Genomic DNA, 21,877 nt, shown 5'->3' with positions numbered 1-21,877 from the left:
GAATGGGTGAATGAAAGGACCGGTTGTTGTTGTTCACGAGGTTCGGGAAATACGAGTTTCGCGGATCACGCAACTCCGGAAATCAAGCCGAGTGCGTGAGATTGTCCCCCAAAAAAGGGGCCTGGCCCCTTTTTCGGGCACCTGGGAGGGGAAGCAGTTGACTACCACAGTGGGCGCAATCGACATCGGCACCAACTCCACCCGTCTGCTGATCGCCCGGATAGCTCCGGATGGCCGGCTGGACGTCGTGCACACGGCGCTCACCACCACCCGCCTGGGCGAAAACCTGGCCGGCGGCGTGCTCCTGGACCGGGCCATGGACCGGACGATCAACTGCCTGGCTGAGTATCAGGCGGTATCGGCCGAATACGGGCCGGACGGGATGGTGGTGGCGGCAACCGCGGCCGTGCGCGAGGCGGCCAACCGGGATGAATTCGTGAAGCGGGTGCTGGACGCCGTCGGCTTCGAGGTACGGGTGCTCTCCGGGACCGAGGAGGCGGCCTACGGATTCCTGGGGGTGGTTTCGGGCCTGGACCTGGATCCGGCCGGCATCCTGGTCGCTGATGTGGGGGGGGGAAGCACCGAGTTCGTCTGGCTCGAAGAAGGGTCGCCGGCCTGCCGCAGCCTGCCCGTGGGCGCGGTGCGGATGACCGAGACGCCCTACACCGACACCGAAATCACCGCCCTCATCCGCCCGCTGCTGACAGACGAGAGGCGTGGGTTGGGCGTCCGGCAACTGGTGGGAGTCGGCGGTACGGTCACGACCCTGGCGGCCATGGCGCTCGCCCTGGAAGTCTACGACCCGGAGCGGGTCCACGGCACGAGATTGAACCAAGCCACGGTCGAGGAACTCTTGTTGCGCCTGGAGACAGCCGGGCCGGCCGAACGGAAACAGATGCCGGGATTGCAGCCCGAGCGGGCCGACATTATTCCAGCCGGGGCACGGATCGTGCGCTGCATTATGAGGATCTTGGCGGCACCGGACCTGATCGTGAGCGAGGCCGACATTCTCCACGGCTTGGCCCGCTACGGTCCTCAGGCTGTCGAAAGAAAAACGGAACAGGCCATCCTAAAATGACAGAAATCTCCTGGGACGTGGATTACAATTAGAGCAAACCCCATATTCCATGTTCTGGGAGTTGAGCAAGTGGCCGATTATTCGAACGCCTATCGGGTACGGCAGAAAACCGGCGAGTGGGCCGGGGTTGGCATTCCACGCCGCCGTCGGCGGCCGTCCATCCGGCCGGCCTGGGGACAAGCCCTGGATCTGATGCACTGGCAGAAGCTGGGGCTTATTATTTTTGCTTTCTTGCTGGGCCGTACCGTGCTGCTCGGGGAACTCAGCCCCTTTGTAACCGCCTTTGCGGGCGCCGCCGTGCACCTCTTCGGACCCTGGGGCTGGTTGGCGGTGCTCGCCGGTACCGCGGGGCAGGCTACGGTACTGAGTTGGTCCGCACTGGCGCCGGCACTCTTGGTCCTGGGCGCCGTCGGGCTGGGCCTCCGGGCGATTCCGGCCGACTTCCGGCGGCCCCGGGTGGCGGTGGCGGTCCTGGTCGGAATGGTGTCGGCGGTGATCAAGGGTTCGTACCTGGCCTTTACGGGGGCGGTGCTGTATGAGTACGTGGCCGTGTTTTTTGAGAGCCTGTTGGCCGGGTCGCTCTCCTACGTGTTCCTGATTGCCCTTTCGCCCCGTTCCCGCCCGCTGACCGTGGAAGGTTTTTACTGCTTGCTGGTGCTCCTGGCGGCGGCGGTGGCCGGAACCGGAAATCTGGGCTGGGACCTGTTTTCTGTGCACGGTTTCTTAAGCAAGTTCGCCATCCTGGTCGCCGCCGGGTTGGGCGGGGCCGGGTTGGGCGCCGCCGCCGGGGCGGTGGTCGGAATCATCCCCGGCATCGCCTATACCGTGATGCCGGCGGTGGTGGGGGTGTACGCCTTTGCCGGATTTCTGGGCGGCGCCTTCCGGCACTTCGGCAAACCGGGGGTGGCCGCCGGTTTTGTGCTGGGCAACATCCTGCTGGCGGTATATGTCGGTGAATACCGGGAACTGGCGGGAGTGCTGGTGGAGGCGGGGACGGCGGCGGCCCTGTTCGCGGTGATTCCGGCGAGGTGGTATCAGGAGTTGCGGTCCCTGATTCCAGGCAGCGTCGTCGGCTCGACCGTTTCCGAAGAGCGGGTCCAGGAGTTGGTCCGGAGCAGGGTCCGTAGCTGGAGCCGGATGTTTGCGGAACTGGCCCGCACCTTTGCTAAAGTTTCCCCCGCGGGGCTGGAGCCCGGAACCGAAAAGCCGTTGCGCGAGCTCTTGAATGAGGTCGGCAACCGGATCTGCAAGGACTGCAACCTGTACCGGAGCTGCTGGGAGCGGAATTCGGACCGCATCAACGAGCAGTTCGAGGCTACCTTGGCTCAGGTCGAGGCTTCCGGCCGGGTGGGCCCGGAGGACTTTCCGGAGGAAATCCGGCGGAAATGTTTGCGGCAGAAGGAGATGGCGGTTGCGCTCACCTGCCTCTATGAGACTTACCGGGTAAACCGGTACTGGTACCGGCGGCTGGTGGACAGCCGCGAAGTGGTGTCCGAACACCTGCGGGGCCTGTCCCGGATCATGAACAATCTGGCCACCGAACTGTGCAGCACCGTGGAACGGGCCGGTCAGCTGGAAGGTACGTTGCGCCGGAAGCTGCGGGAGTTGGACGTGCCCGTGCACCGCATCGAAACCCGGCACCGGGAAGACTCCCGGTTGGAGATCATCATCAGCCGCCCGTCCTGCCGGAGTGAACTGGCCTGCCGGTACGTGGCGGCCCCGCTGGTCTCCCAGGTGGTCGGCCAGCCGTTTATGGTCAGCGACACCAGTTGCACCCGGGAAGAGCAGGCCGCCGACTGCACCTTCCGGCTGCAACCGGCCCTCCGTTACCGGGTGACGGTCGGGCTGGCCCAGGTGGGCAAAGCCGGCAGTGCCATATCGGGAGACACCGCCTCCTACCTGGAACTCGAGTCCGGTAAGTTCTCCCTGCTGTTGAGCGACGGGATGGGCGTGGGGGCCCAGGCCGCCCTTGAAAGCAGCACCACCGTTTCCTTGCTCGAGCACATGTTCCGGGCCGGGTTCGGCAAGGACATGGCCGTGAAAACAGTGAACTCGATCCTGCTCCTGCGGGCCCCGGACGAGAGTTTCGCCACCGTGGACCTGGCGGTCATCGACCTCTATACGGCCCAGGCGGAGTTCATCAAGATCGGGGCGGCACCGAGCTTCGTGGTTGGGGCCAATACGGTGAGTGTGATCGAAAGCGCCGCACTGCCGGTGGGGATCATCAAGGAGATCGACTTCGCTCCGGTGGTGTGCCGGCTGGCGTTGGGCGACCTCGTGGTGATGGTCACCGATGGGGTGCTGGACTGCTACCGGGGTCCGCTGGAGAAAGAAACTTGGCTCGGGGAGCTTCTCCGGGACCTGCCGCGGACCGATCCCCAACGCACGGCCGAGCTGGTGCTGCAGCAAGCAAGGCACGCCGCCGGCAAGAGCGTCCCCGACGATATGACGGTCCTGGTCGGCAGAATGGAAGAAGTTGGACCCTGACAGTCCCCCGGATAGAGGAAAACACCCGCCCACGTGGAATGCCTAGAAGAGTGTTGTAAAACCAGAAATCGTTCTAAACGCTTGGAGGCCTGGAGGCCGCAGCGGTCTCCTGAAAGACGACTCCTTTCTCCGGTATTGAGGCATGGTGGGCGAAATGGACCTGCAAGATCGGGTACAACAGTACATTGTCCGGCACCGGATGCTGGCGCCGGGGATGGGCGTGCTGGTGGGGGTTTCCGGGGGCCCGGATTCGGTGGCCCTGCTGGATATTCTCAGTGCTTTGAGTGCCGATCTGGGCATTTCCCTTACCGTGGCCCACCTGAACCACCGCCTGCGGGGCGCCGAGGCCGAGGCGGACGCCGAGTACGTCCGGATGCTGGCCGAAAAGCTTGCTCTGCCCTGTGTGGTCGAGGAATGTGACGTGCGCGCCTTCCGGAAAACCGAACGTCTCTCCACCCAGACAGCGGCCCGGGAACTCCGGTACCGCTTCTTTGCCCGGGCGGCTCGGGCGGCCGGGGCCCAACGGGTGGCCCTCGGTCACCACGCCGACGACCAGGCCCAAACCATCCTGCACCACTTCATCCGCGGCACCGGACCGGCCGGCCTGGCCGGCATGGCGCCGGTCAGGGGACTTTTCATCCGGCCCCTGCTGGGCGTCCGGCGCCGGGAGATCGAAGCCTATTGCCGCGTCCGGGATCTCGACCCCCGGTTCGATCCTTCCAACCTCGATCCCGTTTACACCCGGAACCGGCTGCGGGCTGAACTCCTGCCCCTGCTCGAGACCAAATATAACCCGAACCTGGTGACCGCCCTTTTGCGTCTGGGTGAAATCTGCCGGGCGGAAAACGACTATCTGGCGGTCCAGGCCGAGTCCGCCTTTCAACGCTTGGCCGTTTCAGCGGACGGCGCCGTCCGGCTCGATGCGGGCGGGGTGGCCGCTCTCTCACCGGCGATTGGGCGGCGGGTGGTCCGCAAGGCCTGGTCGGAGTTGGCCGGGGATCCGGGGGCGCTCGATTTCGACCACGTGGAACGGGTCCTTGAACTGGCCCGCCCCGAGGCCGGCGGCAAGAAATTGGACCTGCCGCGGGGAATCCTGGTGGAAAGACAGGCGGCCGGGCTGGTTTTCAGCCTCGGTCCCAGTCCTCCCGAAACCTTGCCGTGGAGCTCGGCGCTGGTGGTTCCCGGAAGGACGGACCTGCCCGACGGACGGTGGATCACCGCCGAAATACGGCACGCGCGGGGCACCCACGCGGGGCACCCACTTCAGTGGGTCGGGTCGGGTCGGGTCGGGCGTCCGGAAACGCTCCAGCCCGGACAGGCGGCGGTGGACCTCGATGCTCTGACTCTGCCGCTGACCGTGCGCAACCGCAGGCCCGGAGACGTGTTTTGGCCGCAGGGGGCCGGCGGCCGGATGAAACTGAAGGAATTTCTGATCAACAACAAGGTGCCCCGCCCGGAGCGAGACCGGATTCCGCTGGTTTTCGACGGCGAGGGCCGCCTGGTCTGGGTGGCCGGTCACCGGATCGGCGAGTTCTGCAAGCTCACCCCCCGCACCCGCTCGGTGCTTGTCTTGAGCGTCTCGGAGCCCGGCCCGGCGCGGTTTGAACTTTGTTGAAAGTGGAAATAAAGTGTGATAATATACTCCTGTTGTGGACCAACTAGTGAGAGTCCGAAGGGAGTGGACTTGTTGAACCGGGTGATCAAGAACTTAAGCATATACATCCTGATTGTCCTCGTGGTCATCGCTTTGCTCAAATACAGTTCCCCGGGCCCCACCGACGTCAAGACCCTCGACTACAACGATTTCTTCCGGGCCGTGAACAACGGCCAGGTGGCGTCCGTGGTGATCAAGACCGACAACGAAACCAACATCATCACGGGCCGGTTGCGGGACGGGACCAGCTTTGAAACCAAGGGCCCCGGCGGCCACCAGGCGCTCTCGGCGCTGCTGGTCGACAAGAACGTCAACTGGAAGCAGGAGCTGCCGGACCGTCCCAGTTGGCTGACGACGATGTTTATGTCCTTTTTGCCCATTCTGCTCTTGGTCGGCTTGTTCTTTTTCCTGATGCAGCAGACGCAGGGCGGGGGCAGCAGGGTGATGTCGTTCGGCAAGAGCCGGGCCAAACTGCACACGGAGGAGAAAGCCCGGGTCACTTTTTCCGATGTGGCCGGGGTGGACGAGGTTAAGGAGGAACTCCAGGAACTGGTCGAATTCTTGAAGGAACCCCGGAAGTTCAGCGAGATCGGGGCCCGGATTCCCAAGGGCGTGCTTTTGTTCGGGCCGCCCGGCACCGGCAAGACCCTGTTGGCGCGGGCGGTGGCCGGGGAAGCCGGCGTGCCTTTCTACAGTATCAGCGGTTCGGATTTCGTGGAGATGTTCGTGGGCGTCGGTGCGTCCCGGGTCCGGGACTTGTTTGAGAACGCCAAGAAGAACGCCCCCTGCATCGTGTTCATCGACGAGATCGACGCGGTCGGCCGCCAGCGCGGCGCGGGCTTGGGCGGCGGTCACGACGAGCGGGAGCAGACCTTAAACCAGTTGCTGGTGGAGATGGACGGGTTCAGCCCCAACGAGGGCATCATCGTCGTCGCCGCCACCAACCGCCCGGACATCCTGGACCCCGCCCTGCTGCGGCCCGGACGCTTCGACCGGCAGATCGTCGTCACCCAGCCGGACATCAACGGCCGCCGGGAGATCCTGGTCGTGCACGCCCGGAACAAGCCGCTGGCGGACGACGTCGAGTTGGACGTGATCGCCCGCCGCACCCCCGGTTTTTCCGGGGCCGATCTGGAAAACCTGATCAACGAGGCCGCTCTGCTGGCGGCGCGGGCGAACAAAAAGCGCATCGGCATGGAGGAACTCGAGAATGCCATCGAACGGGTGATCGCCGGGCCGGCCAAGAAGTCCCGCGTGATCAGCGACTACGAAAAGAAGCTGGTGTCCTACCACGAGTCCGGTCACGCGCTGGTCAGCTACTTCCTGCCGAACAGCGATCCGGTGCACAAGATCTCGATCATCCCGCGGGGGCGGGCCGGGGGCTACACCCTTCTCCTGCCCAAGGAGGAGCGGTACTACGCGACCCGCTCGCAGCTCCTGGACCAGATCACGATGCTGCTGGGCGGCCGGGTGGCGGAGGAGTTGGTGCTGGAGGAGATCAGCACCGGCGCGCAAAACGACCTGGAGCGCGCCACCGAGACCGCCCGGAAGATGATCATGGAGTACGGCATGAGCGACGAACTGGGGCCGCTGACTTTGGGCCGGCGCCAAGACACGCCTTTCCTGGGGCGCGACCTCTCCCGCGACCGGAACTACTCCGAGGAGGTGGCCAGCGCCATCGACCAGGAGGTGCGCCGGATTATCGACGAGTGTTACCGGCGGGCGGAAACCATTCTCACCGACAATATGCAGGGGTTGCACCAGGTGGCCACCACGCTGTTCGATAATGAAACCATTGAGGGCAAGGAATTCGAGGCTTTGATGGAGGCGGCCACGGGCGCGGTGAGGCCGGAGGCGGACCGGCGCGGGGCGGCCCAGCACGGGGCGGCTCAGCAAGGAGGAGCGTAAGTTTTGGAGAGAACCTTTGTGATGGTGAAACCGGACGGTGTCCAGCGGGGGCTGGTGGGCGAGGTGATCACCCGTTTCGAGCGCCGCGGCTTTAAGCTGGTGGCTTTAAAGCTGCTCCGGATCGACCGGGGGTTGGCGGAACGGCACTACGAGGAACACCGGGGCAAGCCCTTTTTTGAGGAGCTTGTCCGCTACATCACCTCGGGCCCGGTCGCGGCCGTGGTCCTGGAGGGCAAGGAAGTGGTCCCGGCGGTCCGGGAGATGATGGGGGCCACCCAGCCGGCCAAGGCGCTGCCCGGCACCATCCGCGGCACCTACGGCATCGACGTCGGCCGCAATATCGTCCACGGTTCCGACTCGGCGGCCAGCGCCGCGCGGGAAATTGGACTTTTCTTTGCGGACGCGGAACTGATCGGATACACACAAGCGCTGGATCCCTGGATTTACGAGTGATGCCGTTCAAGACGGACCTGGAGATCGCCCAGGCGCACCGGATGATCCCCATTGCCGATCTCGCGGCCGCAATCGGCCTGGCGGCGGAAGACATCGACCTGTACGGCCGGTACAAGGCCAAGGTCGGCCTGCACGTGCTCGACAAACTCAGGGAACGGCCGGCCGGCCGGCTGATCGACGTCACGGCCGTCACCCCCACCCCGCTCGGCGAGGGGAAAACCCTGACCACCATCGGACTGACGCAGGGTCTGGGCCGCATCGGCAAACGGGCGGCCTGCACCCTGCGTCAGCCTTCCATGGGCCCGGTGTTCGGGATCAAAGGCGGGGCCGCCGGGGGCGGTTGGGCCCAGGTGGTGCCCATGGAAGACTTGAACCTGCATTTCACCGGCGACATCCACGCGGTGGGGCAGGCCCACAACCTGCTGGCCGCCATGCTCGACGCCTCGCTTTACCACGGCAACCCGCACGATATCGACCTGCACACGGTCACCTGGACCAGGGTCATGGACGTTAACGACCGGGCCTTGCGGGACGTGGTCGTGGGCTTGGGGGGTCCGGTCAACGGCTACCCCCGGGAGGCCGCTTTCGAAGCGACGACCGCGTCGGAGGTCATGGCCGCCCTGGCACTGACCGACGGCATCGGCGACCTGCGCCGGCGGCTGGGGCGGATTGTGGTGGGATTTGACCGGCAGGGCCGCCCGGTCACGGCCGAGGATCTTCAGGGCGCCGGGGCGATGGCGGCGATTCTCAAGGAAGCAATCAAGCCCAACCTGGTTCAGACGCTGGAGGGGCAGCCCTGCATCGTGCACGCCGGACCGTTCGCCAACATCGCCCACGGGCAGTGCTCGGTGCTGGCCGACAAGATGGCGCTGAAACTGGCCGACTACGTGGTAACCGAGAGCGGGTTCGGCGCCGACCTGGGCATGGAGAAATTCATGGACATCAAGTGCCGGCAGTCGGGGCTCCGGCCCGACTGCGTGGTGGTCACCTGCACGATACGGTCGCTCAAAATGCACGGCGGTGTCGGCCGGATCATCCCCGGCAGGCCGATGCCCGAGGAGATCAAGCGGGAAAACCCGGCCGCGGTCGCGGAAGGGTGCCGGAACCTGGCGCACATGGTCAAAGTCGCCCGCTATTACGGGGTGCCGGTGGTGGTCGCCGTGAACCGATTCCTGGGTGACACGGACGCCGAGGTTGAGACCGTGCTCCGGGAGGCGGTGCGCGCCGGGGCAATGAGCGCGCATCCGGTCACCGCCTGGGCGGAAGGCGGGGCGGGGGCGTCTGAACTCGCCGCCGGTGTCGTGTCGGCCTGTGAACGGGGCGGAGATTTCCGCCTGCTCTACCCGGATGAACTGTCGATCAAGGAAAAAATCGAGGTGCTCGCCCGGCGGGTCTACAACGCGGACGAGGTGGCCTACGAGCCCCCGGCGGAAAAGAAGATCGCCCGCTTCGAGGAGCTGGGTTGGGGCCGCTTGCCGATCTGCATGGCCAAGACACACCTCTCCATCTCCCACGACCCCAACCTGAGAAACGTGCCCTCCGGCTATGTGTTTCCGATCCGGGATATCCGGGTGTCGCTGGGCGCCGGGTTTTTGTACCCCCTGGCCGGGGCGATGCTCACCATGCCCGGCCTGCCCTCCCGGCCGGCGGCTTTCGGGATTGACATCGACGAGCACGGACGGGTGAAGGGGCTGTTTTAAGGGGAGAATAGCCATGGGTAGACCACCAAAATGCCGCCGGGTTGAGTTCCTTCCTCAGTACACCTACTTTAGGCCGGCCGGGATTCCGTTATGGGACCTGGAGGAGGTCGGTCTGGCGGTGGAAGAAGTGGAAGCGTTGCGTCTAAAGGACCTGGAAGGGTTGGAACAGGAAGATTGTGCCGAGCGTATGGGCGTCTCGCGCCCCACCTTTCAGCGTATTTTGACCGGCGCGCGGGCCAAGGTGGCCCAAGCCCTGGTAATGGGCAGGGCGATCCGGGTGGAGGGCGGCAACTTCGAGTACGTGGCGCGGCGCATGCGCTGTACCGGCTGCCGGACGGAATCGGAGCCGGCTCCCGGCGGCTTGAACGCACAACAATGCCCGAAATGCGGCGGCAAGGAACTTGTGACCCGGCCCGACCGGTGTTCCCGCCCGAAGCGGGCCACCGGCAAATACCGGGTTCCGAAGAAAAGGTAGAAAAAACATCGTGGGAGGAGTGTCATAATGGCGGCCGACAACAACAACGGTGGGGAGAGCGGGGTTCCCGGCGGCGGCGGTTGTCCGGGAAGCGCGCCCGGCGGCGGTTGTCCGGGAAGCGCAGCCTGCGGCATACCCGAGGCCCAAACCTGCGGTCAGTCCGCGCCGCGGTCGCACGTGCTGGCGCCGAACCCGCAGTCCGCGGTGAAAAACGTGATCGCGGTGATGAGCGGCAAGGGCGGCGTGGGCAAGTCCGCGGTGACGGCGCTTTTGGCCGTGACCTTGGCGCGTCAGGGCTACAAGGTCGGTATTCTGGATGCCGACCTGACCGGGCCGAGTATCCCCAAAATCTTCGGCCTTCACGAACGGCCGGAGCTGGAAGGGGAGGCGATCCTGCCGGTAAAGACCCCGGTCTACGGTATCGGTGTCATCTCGATCAACCTGCTCTTGGAGCACGAGGACGAACCGGTGATCTGGCGGGGCCCGATCATCGCCGGCGCCATCCAGCAGTTCTGGACCGAGGTCGGTTGGGGCGGACTCGACTACCTGCTGGTCGACCTGCCGCCCGGGACGGGCGACGCGCCCCTTTCCGTGATGCAGTTCCTGCCGGTCGGCGGCGTGGTGATGGTTACCGCGCCCCAGGACCTGGCGGTGCTGGTGGTGCGCAAGGCGGTGCGGATGGTCAGAAAACTGAACATACCGATCCTGGGGTTTATCGAGAACATGAGCTACGCCGTGTGCCCGAAGTGCGACGAGAATCTGGAGCTCTTCGGCCCGTCCCGGGCCGAGAAGACGGCCGACACCACCGGACTGCGCTTGCTGGCCCGGATCCCGCTCGATGCCGGTCTCTCCATCTTGAGCGACCGGGGCGAGGTGGAGAAATACCAAACCGAGGTGCTGGCGCACCTGCCGGCCTATATGGACGAGACAATGAACCGGAGGTTCGAAAACCCGGGAATGCCAAGCTAAAGACGGTTTTGCCCCAAGACATCTTAAGAATGAATTGACAGTGAAAAAGAATGGTACTATACTACTGAAAAGGGGAACCTTGTCCTTCGGCGCTTGCCGGGTTGGACCGGTTCCAATCCGGTTTTTGTTCTTATTGTTTCATCAGTCAGCGATCGTAGTTCATCCGGCGAGGGGGGATGGAGCCACAACCGGTTGGTTTTCCAGCGGGTAAAGAGGTGTTTCGAGTTCTTAAGCCCGGCTTTCATGCCGGGACGTTCTAAGGGAGGACGGGTGTTATACGGTATGCCAGATAAAATCGGATCGGCAATGGTAGTGGGCGGTGGTATCGCCGGCGTGCAGGCCTCACTGGACTTGGCGGAAGCCGGATACTACGTGTACCTGGTCGAGGCCTCCACGGCCATCGGCGGCACCATGGCCCAACTGGACAAGACCTTCCCCACCAACGACTGCTCGATGTGCATCTTGTCGCCGAAGCTCGTGGAGTGCGACCGGCATCCGAACATCGAGATCATCACCCTGGCCAACCTGGTCGACCTGCAGGGTGAAGCCGGGAACTTCAAAGCGACGGTGTTCCAGAAACCGCGTTACGTGTTCGCCGACCGGTGCGTCGCTTGCGGCGACTGCGCTGCGAAGTGTCCGGTGAAGGTTTCGGACGAGTTCAACGAGGGGTTGGAAGTCCGGAAGATCATCGCCAACAAGTACCCCCAGGCGGTGCCGAACACTTACGCGATCACTCATCCCGAAAAGTGTCTTTACCTGACCAAGGGCGTGCAGACCGGCAAGCCGGTGTGTCTGCTTTGCGAGAAGGCGTGCGGCAAGGACGCCCTGAACTGGGAGGACAAAGAGAAGACCTTCGCCCTCGACGTCGGCGCGGTCATTCTGGCCCCCGGTTTCGACGAGTTCGACCCCAAGACCATCAAAACGCTGGGCTACGGGACCCTGAAAAACGTGGTCACCAGCATCGAGTTCGAGCGTATCCTGAGCGCCTCGGGTCCCTTCCAGGGTCATGTGGTCCGTCCCTCGGACCACCAGGAAGCGAAGAACGTCGCCTGGATCCAGTGCGTGGGTTCGCGCGACCGCAGTATCGGCTGCAGCTACTGTTCTTCGGTGTGCTGCACCTACGCGATCAAGGAAGCCATGATCGCCAAGGAACACGGCGGGGATATGGACGCCACCATCTTCTTTATGGACATGCGCACCTACGGCAAGGGCTTCGAGGCCTACTACAACCGCGCCCAGGAAGAAACCGGCATCCGGTTCATCCGTTCCCGCAGCTTTGAACTCGGCCCCGGCACCTCAGACAAGGTCAAGATCCGGTACAGCGACGAGGGCGGCGAGATCAAGCACGAGGAATTCGATATCGTCGTGCTGTCGGTCGGCCTGCGGCCTTCCTCGAAGGCGATGGAGACGGCCAAGAGCATCGGCGTGAACCTGAACCAGCACGGTTTCGCGGCCACCACCACCAGCGCGCCGGTGGAGACCTCCCGGCCGGGTGTGTTCGTGTGCGGCACCTTCCAGAGCCCGATGGACATTCCGACCGCGGTCATGCAAGCCAGCGCGGCGGCATCCGGTGCGGGCACCCTGCTCGCCGAAGCTCGGGGCACCCTGGTCAAGGCCGAGGAGCCCGTGGCCGAGATGGACGTGAGCGGGCAGGAGCCGCGGATCGGTGTGTTCGTCTGCCACTGCGGCATCAACATCGGCTCGACCGTGGACGTGCCGTCGGTGGTCGAGTACGTCAAGAACGCTCCGAACGTGGTGTACGCGGAAGAAAACCTGTACTCCTGTTCGTCGGACACCCAGGACAAGATCAAGGAGGTAATCCTGGAGCACAAACTGAACCGGGTGGTGGTCGCGTCCTGTACCCCGCGGACACACGAGCCCTTGTTCCGGGCCACCTGTGCCTCGGCGGGCTTGAGCCCCTTCCTGTTTGAAATGGGCAACATCCGCGAGCACTGCTCCTGGGTGCACATGAAAGACAAGGAAGCGGCCACGGTCAAGGCCAAGGAAATCGTGAACCGGGCGGTGGCCAAGGCCCGCCTGCTGGAGTCCCTGCAGACGGTAACCATCGGAGTCAACAAGGACGCGCTGGTTATCGGCGGCGGTATCGCCGGCATGAACGCCGCGCTGGATCTCGCCGGCCAGGGTTTCAAGGTGAGCCTGGTGGAAAAAAGCGACCAACTGGGCGGCATGGCCCGGAAGATCCACATAAACTTGGAAGGCATGGACGTCGGCGCTTACCTCGACGGCTTGATCGGCGCCGTTGACGCGAACCCGAACATCACCGTGTACACCGGCGCTAAGATCGCGGGTGCCTCCGGTTACGTCGGGAACTTCACCACCACCATCGACGTGGGCGGCCAGAGCAAGGACATCGAGCACGGCGCGGTGATCATCGCCATCGGCGGTAAGGAATTCAAACCGTCCGAGTACCTGTACGGCCAGGACGACCGCGTGCTCACCGGCCTAGAACTGGAGGCCGAGCTGGTGGAGGGCACGGACCGGGCAAAGCAGGCCAAGAACTTCGTGCTGATCAACTGCGTCGGTTCCCGGGAGCCGGACCGCGTGTACTGCAGCCGGGTCTGCTGCAGCGAGTCGGTCAAGAACGCCCTCAAGGCGAAGGCCCTCAATCCCGACGCCAGCGTGTACGTGCTGTACCGCGACATGCGCACCTATAGCTTCAAGGAGGACTACTACGAAGAGGCCCGGCGCAAGGGCGTGATCTTCCTGCGCTTCGACCCGGCCGGCAAGCCGGTGGTTTCGAACGCGGGCGGCGGTCTCACGGTGACCGTGACCGACCCGGTCCTCGGCGAGACCTTCGTGATCGACGCCGACCTAGTGGGGCTCGCGGCGGCCACCCTGCCGCCGGACGACTCCAGGGACATCGCCCAACTCTACAAGGTCTGCGGCGACTACGACGGCGGGTTCTTCCTGGAAGCGCACATGAAGCTGCGCCCGGTGGACTTCGCCACCGACGGCGTGTTCGTGGCCGGCCTGGCGCACGGACCGAAGTTCATCGAGGAAAGCATCGCCCAGGCGCGGGCGGCGGCGGCGCGCGCGGCGACCGTCCTGACCAAGGACCTGCTGGTCGGCGGCGGCGCGGTGGCCAAGGTGGACAGGGACAAGTGTTCCGGCTGCCGGATCTGCGTCACGGTCTGCCCGTACAGCGCGATCTCCTTCCTGGAGGCCGAGAACGTGGCCGAGGTGAACGAAGTGCTGTGCAAGGGCTGCGGCACCTGCGCGGCGGCCTGCCCGTCGCACGCCGCGGATCATATGGGCTTCAGGGACGAGCAGCTCTTCGCGGAAATCGAGGCTTTCCTGGCATAAGGCGCTAAGGCCGTCCCGGGCCGCGCGGCCCGCGGTCCGGGACGGGGTTTCAAATTCGGTTGGTGGAGGGATATGTTCATAATGGAAGCCAAAAAGCTGAGTGAAGTCCGAGATCCCAATTTCAGGGACGAAATATCCCAAAGGATGTGTTTCGCGACCGAGCAGGGCAAGTTCGACTTAAACTACTGCCTGGCCTGCGGCACCTGCGCGGCGGCGTGCTACTTCACCGACATAGTGGAGAACCACGACCCGCGCAAGTTCATGCGCAAGGTCGCCCTCGGTCTGAAGGACGAGGTGCTGAACGACAAATTCGTTTGGCTCTGCAACATGTGCGGCCGGTGCACCATGCACTGCCCCGGCAAGGTGCCGCTGCCCAACGTGGTGCGCACGGTGCGCGGGCAGTTCGGCCTGACCGCCCCCGGGCGGCTGCAGGAAGTGGCCGACCTGCACATGCAAGTCGGGAACCAGATGGAGATCACCGAAGAGGAGTTCATGGAGACCATCGAGTGGATGCAGGAGGAACTCCAGGACGAGTTCGGGGATTCGAGCCTGACCATCCCGGTCAACGTGGAGGGCGCGGATATTCTGTTTCTGCCGCACCCGCGGGAGATCAAGTACTACCCGGAGGACATCAAGAGCTGGACCAAGATCTTCTGGAACGCCAAGGAGAGCTGGACGGTATCCTCCAAAGCCTTCGACGTCACCAACTTCGGGCTGTTCAACGGCCGGGACGACGAAGCTAAAAAGATCATGGACTTTGTGGTGGACGAGATGAGAAGGCTTAATGTGAACCGCTGCGTCATGACCGAGTGCGGGCACGGGTTTTGGGCCTTCGTGTGGGGCAAGAAGGTCTGGTACAAAGAGGGCGAGGTGCCCTGGAATTTCGAGCACATGGTGGGTTGGATGGCCGACCTGATCAAGACCGGCAAGATCAAGGTCGACAAGACCAGGAATCCCTACGTGGTCACCATCCATGACCCGTGCAACACGGTGCGCAAGGGCGGTCTGATTGAGGAAGGCCGGTACATTTTAGAGAACGTGGCCGAGAAGTTCGTGGACATGTGGCCCAACCGGGAGTACAACTACTGCTGCGGCGGCGGCGCCGGCGCTCTACCGATGGGCACCGTGGTGAAAAAAGAGCGGATCGCCAAGGGCAAGCTTAAAGCCGACCAGATGATGGCCACCGGCGCCGAGATCTGCTGCGCCCCGTGCCACAACTGCTACGACCAGTTAAACGACATCAACAAGGAGTACAACCTCGGGATGAAGGTCAAGCACCTGCACCACCTGGTGGAGCACGCCCTGATCTGGCCCGAGGACGGACCCCGGCCGAAGCAGGAAGAATAGGACTAAACTCGAATCCGGCCGATTCGTTCGGCCAAGGAACGGACCCTGTCAGGTAAAACCGTGGGGGCGGCGCGTCCCCACGGTTTCTCTTGGGGGCGGTGGAGCCGCCGCCTGAGCTCCGTGCTTCGCGTGGACGGCTCCCGCGGCTTGGTTCGGAGCCCTGCACTTTGCCTTTTTCGAGTATAATAGACGAAACCGGCGTGAAATGAGGGAACGCGCGATGACCCACCGGGTGATGGTTTTGGATATAGACGGCCTTGAGGCGGCGAAAAGGGCGGTGGCCGGAGTAGGCGCCGACGAAACCGGAGTAGCGCTGATGGCGCCCAAGGCGGTGCACCGCGTGCTCCGCGTCACCGGGCTGACCCCCGTGCAGGCGAACATCGTCAAACAGGAGATGCTCGCCCGCGGAGGGGAGGCGGCGGTGTCTTGGGGAACGGTGAACCATTCCGTGGCCCAAACCGACGCGCTGCTCATGGGCACCGCCAAACAGTATGCCGCCTTTTTGAAGAAGATGCGGATGCAGCCGTTCGGCCTGGCGGCGCTGGTCGACAAGATCGAGCGGGTGCTGGAAAACTGCGAAACCAAACCCCGCGGGCTGGACTGCCGGGGGAAGTTCCTGCCGCTGGGGGAACGCACCCTGGTGATGGGCATATTAAACGTCACCCCCGACTCCTTTTCGGACGGGGGCGCCTACCTGGAGCCGGAGGCGGCGCTCGCTCGGGCTCGGGAAATGGCGGCGCACGGCGCCGACCTGATCGACCTCGGCGGTGAATCCACCCGCCCCGGCGCCGAGCCGGTCGGCCTGGAGGAGGAACTCTCCCGGGTGATGGCGGTCCTGCCGCGGCTGACCGGAGAACTTGGTATTCCCGTATCCATCGACACCGGCAAAACCCCGGTGGCCCGTGCGGCCCTGGCGGCCAGCGCGCACCTGGTGAACGACCAGTGGGCGCTCGCGGACGAAGGAATGGCGGAACTGGTGGCCGGCTACGAGGTACCGGTGGTCCTGATGCACAACCAGCGGGGGACGGAATACCGGGACGTGGTGGGCGACATCACCGCGTACTTCGAGGAACGCCTGGCCAAGGCGGCACAGGCCGGCATCGCGCCCGGCCGGATCATCCTCGACCCGGGTTTCGGCTTCGGCAAGACACCGGAGCAAAACCTGACCGTGCTGCGGCGTCTGGGGGAATTCACCGGCCTGGGGTGCCCGCTCTTGATCGGCACCTCCCGCAAGTCCACGATCGGCAAGGTATTGGACCTGCCGGTGGACCAGCGCCTGGAGGGCACGGCGGCCACCGTGGCCGTAGGCATCTGCCGCGGGGCGGACATCGTGCGGGTGCACGACGTGCGGGAGATGGTGCGAGTGGCCAGGATGACGGACGCCATCGTCCGGGGAGGCAGCGACCAATGAAAGACCGCATTATAATGGAGGGGCTCGAGTTTCACGGCTATCACGGGGTGCTGGATGCCGAGCGGGAGATGGGTCAGCCCTTCCAGGTCGACCTGGAACTGGTGCTGGATCTGGGACCGGCCGGCCGGGCCGATGACCCGGCCCTCACCGTGGACTACAGCGCCGTGTACGCCGAGGTCAAAAAAGCGTTTTCGGCTCGGCGGTACCGGTTGATCGAAGCGGTGGCCGAAGCCCTGGCGGCGGCGGTGCTGTCTTCTTTCCCGCTCGCTGAAGTGCGGGTCCGGGTGCGCAAGCCCCACGCCCCGGTGCGGGGCCGGTTCAAGTACATCGCGGTGGAGATCGTCCGCCGCCGGGAAGAGACCGGATGAGCAGCACGATTGCTTACATCGGTCTGGGCAGCAACCAGGGGGACCGGCCGGCCAACCTGGAAAAGGCGGTCGGGGAACTGGCGGCGATGCCCGGGGTGTTGCTGAGACGCCGGGCCCCCGTGTACGAGACCGCACCCCTGGGCCATACGGAACAGGACTGGTTTTTGAACACGGTCGTGGAGGTCGAGACCACCCTGCCGGCCCGGGAATTGCTGGAGCGAATGCTGGAGATTGAAAAGCGGCTGGGCCGGGAACGCGGGGAGCGGTGGGGGCCCCGGGTGATCGACCTGGACCTGCTCCTTTTTGGTACCCAAACAGTTATGGAGCCCGGTCTTTCGGTGCCTCATCCCCGCCTGGCCGAACGGGCCTTTGCGGTGGTGCCGCTGGCGGACTTGTGCCCCGGGTTGGATCTCCCGGATGGCGGTAAGGCGTCGGTGCTGGCGCGCCGGCTGGTCCGGGAACAGCGGTTGCACCGCTATGCCGGAGACACCCCAGCAAGTAAAGTATAACAAACGTTCGCAAGGCCGGGTCGTGGGTGATGAGGTTGGCGGGAGGAAGACTGGAGGACCGGTGCACGCCGGGGGGATGATTAGGACCGGGCTTTCTGCAGATAGCCGAGCACTTCGCGGATGAATTCCTCAAGATCATCCAGCCGGGTGGTGATGATCCGGTACATCTCCGGCTGGTCAGCCGGTGTTCAAACGCCGGGACGCCGGGGCTGGTCGTCCTTGGGGCGGTGGTAGGGGACCGGGATGAACTGCACCGAGGGCCGACGCTGTCCCGGTTGAGGATACAGTTGCATCAGGTCGTAAATTTCGCGCAGCAAGCCGGTGGACACCGGAAGGCCCATTTCCTGCAGTTTCTCGACGGTGATCGGGTAATCGTGGGTCCACTGGCCGCTGGTCAGGCCGCGGGCGATTTGCCGGGCCTGCTCCTGGTTCATCTTGTCACTGAGCAGCTCGAACACGAACGCCTCCACCTGCCGCAGCGCCTTGGAGGCTACATCCGCCAGGATCAGGGTCTGGTCGTCCACCTTGTCCACCCCTTTTTGGCGCACCGCCTCCACCACCGAGGAAGCGGGGACGTTCCCCAGCTGTGGGTCCATGGGCCCCACCACGGCGTTTTCGTCCATAAAAATCTCGTCGGCGGCCAGGGCGATCATAGTGCCGCCGGACATGGCGAAGTGGGGAATGTGCACCGTCACCCGGGCCGGGTGCTTGAGCAGCGCCCGGGCGATCTGCTCCGAAGCCAGGACCAGGCCGCCGGGGGTGTGCAGCACCAGGTCGATGGGCAACTCGTCCGGGGTCATGCGGATGGCCCGCAAAATCTCTTCGGAGTCTTCAATATTGATGTAGCGGGTCAGCGGAATGCCGAAGAGGGCGATGAGTTCCTGGCGGTGGATCAGGGTGATCACGCGAGTGTTACGTTTGCGCTCGATATTGCGGATCAACTGGAGGCGGGCCATGGTAATCCGGTACTGCCGGATCACGGGCAAGATCATGAGTAAAATGAAAAACAGCCAGAAAAGTGAAGAGTCCAAAACCATCGCCCCCATCCCAGCGCTGACACATGACTTTTAAACCTATTTTGACGACTCGACGTTTTTCAGGACGCTTTTCAGGTTATTATACCGGACTTTGGCTGGTGGTGCATGTCATGTCGAATGGGAGAGTGCTCCGCCGCAGCTTGACTTCTTCTCCTGGAGCAGACAAGCGGGTATAGTGGACAAAACCGGCGTGGGATGGGGGAACACGCGATGACCCACCGGGTGATGGTTTTGGATATAGACGGCTAGCATTGGGCCGACTGTCGCGCGATGAGCGACGCGAACACGCCCGCCCCGAAACCGTTGTCGATGTTGACCACGGCCAGCCCCGGGGTACAGGTCTGGAGCATGGTCATTAAGCCGGCGACACCTTCCTTGCCCATTCCGTAGCCTACGGACGTGGGCAACCCGATCACCGGCACGGCCACCTGGCTGGATACGACAATGGGGAGGACGGCGTCCATGCCCGCCACGACCACGATGGCGGCCACCCGCCGATCGACCATGTCCCCCAGCGGCTCGTACAAACGGTGGATGCCGGCTACGCCCACGTCATAGGCTTTGAGCGCCTCACAGCCCATGACGTGAGCGGTCTCGACCACTTCTTCGGCCACCCCGACGTCCGCCGTGCCTGCCGCCAGCACGCCGATCCTGCCGCTACGGGGGAAAGTGAAGTCCTTGTTTTTCAAGAGTACTGTGCGTGCCAAGCCGTTGTGTGACATCGCGAGCCCCTGGGGGATATCTCGCGCTAACGCTCTTACCGCTGCCGCATCAGCCCGGGTAACGTAGGCGTAACCGCTTTCAGCCGCCATGGCCAGCGCCAGCCGGCGGACGTCCTCCGGGCGCTTTCCTTGGGCGAGGATGGCCTCCGGTACTCCCGTCCGCCGGGTGCGGTTGACGTCGAGGCGGGCGATTTCTCCCACCCGCCTGATGTTTAACACCTGAAGCCTTGCCCTGGCGGTTTCGAGGTCGATCTCTCCACGAACCAGCGCCATTAGCACGTCATCCATCGACAACCGGAACACCTCTTGTGAAGGATTCAATCAGGATTCAGCCGGTCAACCTTATTTAGGTCAAGTCCGTCGTTGGTCCTCCCGGGGACTTGAGCGTATCGGTGTCCGGAGAGGGACATCGTTTTCCGATGCCGGAGTTTCCCAGGTACCGGACCGGCGAGTTTAAGATGCCCAGTGCGGCGGCCGGACCACCGCGCCACGGCTGGCGGGGCCAACCATTTCCACGTACCTCGCCAGCCAGCCCGTATGTTTCTGCCGGTGCGGGGGTTGAACAGAAGCCTTTCTGGCGGCCAATTCCCGTTCGGAAACCTGTAAATCAATCGTACCCTCATTCAGATCGTAGGCAATTATATCGCCGTCTTTCACCAGGGCGATGGGGCCTCCGGTGGCTGCCTCGGGGCAAACATGACCGATACAGGCGCCGCGCGTAGCACCGGAGAAACGGCCGTCCGTCACGAGGGCCACCGACTCTCCCAGTCCCATGCCCATCAGATTCGCGGTGGGGCCCAGCATTTCCATGAAGCCAGGCCCGCCCTTCGGCCCCTCGTAGCGGATGATCACCACGTCTCCCGGCTTGATGCGCCCGGCCAGAATAGCCCGGGATGCCGCCTCTTCCGATTCAAAGACGACCGCCGGTCCCTGGTGGCGCATCATCTGAGGCAGGACGGCTCCCGTCTTGACCACGGCCCCCTCTGGGGCCAGGGTGCCGAAGAGGGCTTTTAATCCTCCTTTGGGGCTTAAGGGGTCAGCTAGACTTCGAATGACGCGGGGATCCAGGCTGCGGGCCTGGCCGATGCTATCTGCCAGGGTTGCCCCCGTCACCGTGAGGCAATCCAGGTTTATTAGCCCCGACCGCCGGGAGAGTTCACCCAGAATGGCGGTAATGCCGCCCGCCCGGTCCACGTCTTCAATGTGCAGGTCGGAAGCAGGAGAAACCTTGCACAAAGTGGGGGTGCGCCCGGAGATCAGGTTGATGCGTTCCAGGGGGTAGTCCAGGCCCGCCTCCTGAGCGATGGCTAGGGCGTGCAAGATGGTATTGGTGGATCCATTCATGGCTACGTCTAAGGCGAAAGCGTTGTCCAAGGCTTCCTTGGTCACGATGTCCCTGGGGCGGATGTCCTGTCTGATCAACTCTAAGATCTGTCGCCCTGCCCAACGTTTCAGTTTGCTTCGCTCCGGGCCGACGGCGGGAATGGTCCCATTGCCCGGCAGGGCAAGTCCAATGCCCTCGCACAGGCAATTCATGGAATTGGCGGTGAACATCCCCGCACAACTCCCATACCCGGGGCAAGCCGCTCGTTCGAGTTCAAGCAGTCCTGCTTCATCGATCCGACCGGCACGGAAAGCTCCGACACCCTCAAATACTGAGGCTAGGTCGATGGGCCGCCCCTCCCTGGTCCGGCCCGCCTTCATCGGCCCACCCGAAACAAAAATGGTGGGGATATTGATGCGAAGGGCCGCCATCAACATGCCGGGCACGATTTTGTCGCAATTCGGCACACAGATCAATCCGTCGAATTGGTGACCCTGGACCATAGTCTCCACGCTGTCGGCAATCAGTTCCCGGGACGGCAGGCTGTAGCGCATGCCGGCATGCCCCATGGAAATCCCGTCACACAGGGCAATGGTGTTGAACTCGAAAGGTATCCCGCCAGCCTCGTAAACGACTTCTTTAATTTCCGTGACGAAGTTGTCGAGATGGGCGTGACCGGGTACGATTTCAGCGAAGGAATTGGCTATGCCGATGAAGGGCTTTTGCATGTCGGCTTCCTGCCTCAGCCTGCCCGTAGCCCTTAGCAAGCTGCGGTGAGGCGCGCGCTCGAATCCGCTCTTGATGACGTCGCTGTTCACAGCAGGGTTCCCCCTTTTCCACTGGGTTCGCCTCGAGCCTTCGAGGCCGGGCGAGTTCCCGACGCACAAGCCCAATTAACCGGATATTTACTGCACCTAGTATTCCGGTTTAAGGCATATAAATAATTTTTCTACAGCACCCCCCGAGTTCCTGCAGGCACCGAACCGGGCAGTCGTGCCTTTTGGATCAATAGCTTAGCCTCCCCCGCCGGGAAGTCCCCGCGCCTTCCGCCTTCCTTGCTCGCCAAGCGAGGGCGAAGGGCGGGGGTGACAGGTGGGCTTTGTTTTTCCGG

At 63.8% G+C, this 21,877-nt stretch carries 16 protein-coding genes; 13 read left to right on the top strand and 3 right to left on the bottom strand.

Annotated features, from left to right (window positions below):
• Positions 1 to 157 precede the first annotated feature (157 nt).
• The 13 genes from AB1402_08495 (at position 158) to folK (ending at position 17,683) form a co-directional block, all read left to right on the top strand.
• A complete protein-coding gene (locus AB1402_08495; protein ID MEW6541636.1) occupies positions 158 to 1,078 on the top strand; it encodes a Ppx/GppA family phosphatase in 921 nt (306 codons plus the stop codon).
• Between the two features lie 69 nt (positions 1,079 to 1,147).
• A complete protein-coding gene (gene spoIIE / locus AB1402_08490; GenBank protein ID MEW6541635.1) occupies positions 1,148 to 3,565 on the top strand; it encodes a stage II sporulation protein E in 2,418 nt (805 codons plus the stop codon).
• A 154-nt stretch (positions 3,566 to 3,719) separates the two neighbouring features.
• A complete protein-coding gene (gene tilS / locus AB1402_08485) occupies positions 3,720 to 5,180 on the top strand; it encodes a tRNA lysidine(34) synthetase TilS (GenBank protein MEW6541634.1) in 1,461 nt (486 codons plus the stop codon).
• A gap of 72 nt (positions 5,181 to 5,252) precedes the next feature.
• Positions 5,253 to 7,127, top strand: a complete 1,875-nt coding sequence (ftsH, locus tag AB1402_08480; GenBank protein MEW6541633.1) for an ATP-dependent zinc metalloprotease FtsH — start codon at positions 5,253 to 5,255, stop codon at positions 7,125 to 7,127.
• 3 nt (positions 7,128 to 7,130) lie between these two features.
• Positions 7,131 to 7,580 carry a nucleoside-diphosphate kinase gene (gene ndk / locus AB1402_08475; protein ID MEW6541632.1) on the top strand — a complete coding sequence of 150 codons (450 nt, stop codon included), beginning with the start codon at positions 7,131 to 7,133 and terminating at the stop codon, positions 7,578 to 7,580.
• Positions 7,580 to 9,280 (top strand): formate--tetrahydrofolate ligase, encoded by a 1,701-nt coding sequence (locus AB1402_08470; GenBank protein MEW6541631.1) that lies wholly within the window; start codon positions 7,580 to 7,582, stop codon positions 9,278 to 9,280. The genes ndk and AB1402_08470 overlap by 1 nt, the downstream gene beginning before the upstream one ends.
• 13 nt (positions 9,281 to 9,293) lie before the next feature.
• The gene (locus AB1402_08465) at positions 9,294 to 9,755 is read left to right on the top strand and encodes a DUF134 domain-containing protein (GenBank protein ID MEW6541630.1); all 462 of its coding nucleotides are present in this window, start codon (positions 9,294 to 9,296) and stop codon (positions 9,753 to 9,755) included.
• Positions 9,756 to 9,782: 27 nt separating this feature from the next.
• Positions 9,783 to 10,724 carry an Mrp/NBP35 family ATP-binding protein gene (locus tag AB1402_08460; protein MEW6541629.1) on the top strand — a complete coding sequence of 314 codons (942 nt, stop codon included), beginning with the start codon at positions 9,783 to 9,785 and terminating at the stop codon, positions 10,722 to 10,724.
• Positions 10,725 to 11,006: 282 nt separating this feature from the next.
• The gene (locus AB1402_08455; GenBank protein ID MEW6541628.1) at positions 11,007 to 14,048 is read left to right on the top strand and encodes a CoB--CoM heterodisulfide reductase iron-sulfur subunit A family protein; all 3,042 of its coding nucleotides are present in this window, start codon (positions 11,007 to 11,009) and stop codon (positions 14,046 to 14,048) included.
• A gap of 81 nt (positions 14,049 to 14,129) precedes the next feature.
• A complete protein-coding gene (locus AB1402_08450; protein ID MEW6541627.1) occupies positions 14,130 to 15,395 on the top strand; it encodes a (Fe-S)-binding protein in 1,266 nt (421 codons plus the stop codon).
• Between the two features lie 220 nt (positions 15,396 to 15,615).
• Entirely contained in the window at positions 15,616 to 16,806 is a 1,191-nt protein-coding gene (folP, locus tag AB1402_08445) for a dihydropteroate synthase (GenBank protein MEW6541626.1), read from the top strand.
• Positions 16,803 to 17,174, top strand: a complete 372-nt coding sequence (gene folB / locus AB1402_08440) for a dihydroneopterin aldolase (GenBank protein ID MEW6541625.1) — start codon at positions 16,803 to 16,805, stop codon at positions 17,172 to 17,174. The genes folP and folB overlap by 4 nt, the downstream gene beginning before the upstream one ends.
• Complete coding sequence (gene folK / locus AB1402_08435) at positions 17,171 to 17,683, top strand: 2-amino-4-hydroxy-6-hydroxymethyldihydropteridine diphosphokinase (GenBank protein ID MEW6541624.1); 513 nt, start codon at positions 17,171 to 17,173, stop codon at positions 17,681 to 17,683. The genes folB and folK overlap by 4 nt, the downstream gene beginning before the upstream one ends.
• A gap of 188 nt (positions 17,684 to 17,871) precedes the next feature.
• Here folK and AB1402_08430 read toward each other — a convergent pair whose 3' ends face one another.
• The 3 genes from AB1402_08430 to ilvD all read right to left on the bottom strand — a co-directional run bounded on the left by AB1402_08430 (position 17,872) and on the right by ilvD (position 21,584).
• Entirely contained in the window at positions 17,872 to 18,714 is an 843-nt protein-coding gene (locus AB1402_08430) for a hypothetical protein (protein MEW6541623.1), read from the bottom strand.
• A gap of 251 nt (positions 18,715 to 18,965) precedes the next feature.
• Positions 18,966 to 19,730, bottom strand: a complete 765-nt coding sequence (gene larB / locus AB1402_08425) for a nickel pincer cofactor biosynthesis protein LarB (protein ID MEW6541622.1) — start codon at positions 19,728 to 19,730, stop codon at positions 18,966 to 18,968.
• Positions 19,731 to 19,895: 165 nt separating this feature from the next.
• The gene (ilvD, locus tag AB1402_08420) at positions 19,896 to 21,584 is read right to left on the bottom strand and encodes a dihydroxy-acid dehydratase (GenBank protein MEW6541621.1); all 1,689 of its coding nucleotides are present in this window, start codon (positions 21,582 to 21,584) and stop codon (positions 19,896 to 19,898) included.
• Between the last annotated feature and the right edge of the window lie 293 nt (positions 21,585 to 21,877).

The organism is Bacillota bacterium, assembly GCA_040757205.1.
Classification (GTDB): domain Bacteria; phylum Bacillota; class Desulfotomaculia; order Desulfotomaculales; family Desulforudaceae; genus Desulforudis.
Note: the sequence above shows the minus strand (reverse complement) of the source record. Positions and strands in the feature narration are given on the sequence as shown.